Origin of the sequence: Paenibacillus koleovorans NBRC 103111 (assembly GCF_004000845.1) — a bacterium.
GTDB lineage: Bacteria > Bacillota > Bacilli > Paenibacillales > NBRC-103111 > Paenibacillus_AA > Paenibacillus_AA koleovorans.
Genome location: NZ_BIMA01000249.1, coordinates 1 through 1,422 on the forward strand (window position 1 = coordinate 1; position 1,422 = coordinate 1,422).

At 41.2% G+C, this 1,422-nt stretch carries 3 protein-coding genes and 1 pseudogene; all 4 read right to left on the minus strand.

All coding sequences use genetic code 11. The annotated features are described in order from the left end of the window. Positions 1–416 (minus strand): hypothetical protein (locus PKO02S_RS32010; RefSeq protein ID WP_164821832.1); only part of this gene is annotated, 416 nt, incomplete at its 3' end. 190 nt (positions 417–606) lie between these two features. After that, a pseudogene (locus tag PKO02S_RS34085) lies at positions 607–774 on the minus strand (pentapeptide repeat-containing protein); the annotation flags it as partial. A gap of 15 nt (positions 775–789) precedes the next feature. Then, the gene (locus PKO02S_RS32020; protein WP_127589344.1) at positions 790–1,089 is read right to left on the minus strand and encodes a pentapeptide repeat-containing protein; all 300 of its coding nucleotides are present in this window, start codon (positions 1,087–1,089) and stop codon (positions 790–792) included. 14 nt (positions 1,090–1,103) lie between these two features. Next, the coding region (locus PKO02S_RS33050; protein WP_218034000.1) for a hypothetical protein at positions 1,104–1,422 on the minus strand (319 nt) is incomplete at its 5' end.

Genomic DNA, 1,422 nt, shown 5'->3' on the forward strand with positions numbered 1-1,422 from the left:
GTCACTTTACCCTGAGCGTTTCGGGTATAACCCGTATAGCGTGTCTGTGTCGCACTAATCGGCTGCGATACGCTCTTAAGCAAATGTGTTGTAGCGTCATACTCGTATGTAGTACGCACACCCATTGGATCAGTAGAAGTTGTGACGTTTTGGTAGTCATCAAATGTCTGAGAAGTAGTTACTGGGTTCGACTCTACTAATGTCGAAGTATTCACTGTTTTCGAACTGCTGCCAATAGGCGTTGTCCATCGACGAGCCTCGTTGTAAGTGTAGTCCGTAACTTTCTTTATGTCTCCAGCAGTGCTACTGACTTTCGTATTGTAAAAAACGGGCGGGTTCTCAGCATCGATGTAATCTTTCTTATTATCAAACTGGGTCGATGTCAGTACATCATTTACTGTGACTGAGAATGTCATATCAGAATTGAGGAGCTCCCAGAGTCACCAGAGTAACTAATCGTCTTCACATTAAAATCAGCGGGCGGAGCATCAGCATACATGATTTGGCTTTTCCGTGATTGGGCTCGATAGACTTGATTTACAGAGGACTCCCCAATATAACGGGTGACAGTATCCCAATCTTACGGGCTTTCGAAATTCAGGTTAATTAGATTTCTAATGCACCAGCAGAAACTGGATCAAACGCAGTTGGCCAATTTGTTTGTTTATCATAGATAGCTCCTTCAAAGTTTGCCTCAACGTATCTATTACAACCCATTAAATTTGTACCACAAAGATTTGCATTAGAAAAATTGGCTTTGCAAATATCTGCACCTGTTAAATCAGCAAATTATAATTGTCCGCCAACTAAATTTGTACCTATTAACTTTGCGCCTATTAATTTTGCATATTTTAGTGATACCCTAAACAGATTTGCGTTCATCAACAACGCTTCGGTAAAATCTACGTAATCCATAACTGATTCTTCAAGTTCAGCTGATCTTAAATTCGCTCTTGCCATTTTGGAACCTTCAAAACACATATTCGATAGACCTGCTCTGTGAAAATCAATATCACTTAAATCTGTAAATTTTAATGTTTCAACATTTAGTACAATTTCTCCGACTGCGTGACTTTTAAGAATAATCATATGACCTCCGATGTTTACTTATTCCCCCAATCAACAGGATCAAGAAACACATTTGACCACGGTACGACTTGAGATGGTCTCCCCCCTACGGCCGGAATCTGCGCAGGCTCAATCCCCATTATCCTTCCTGCAATACACCTATAATTACCATCTACAATTATACCGTCATCGACATTGATTGCAGAAGCTGTGTCTCCTGAAACTATTCGATCGACGTACCTCTGAATAGCTGAAAGAGAAACCGCAGTTTGCTGTGTTTGTAGTGGCGCATCCTTCATTGCATTTGCTACCATTTCTTGCGTTACTACAGGAGGGGCCTTGGGTCGATAAGGG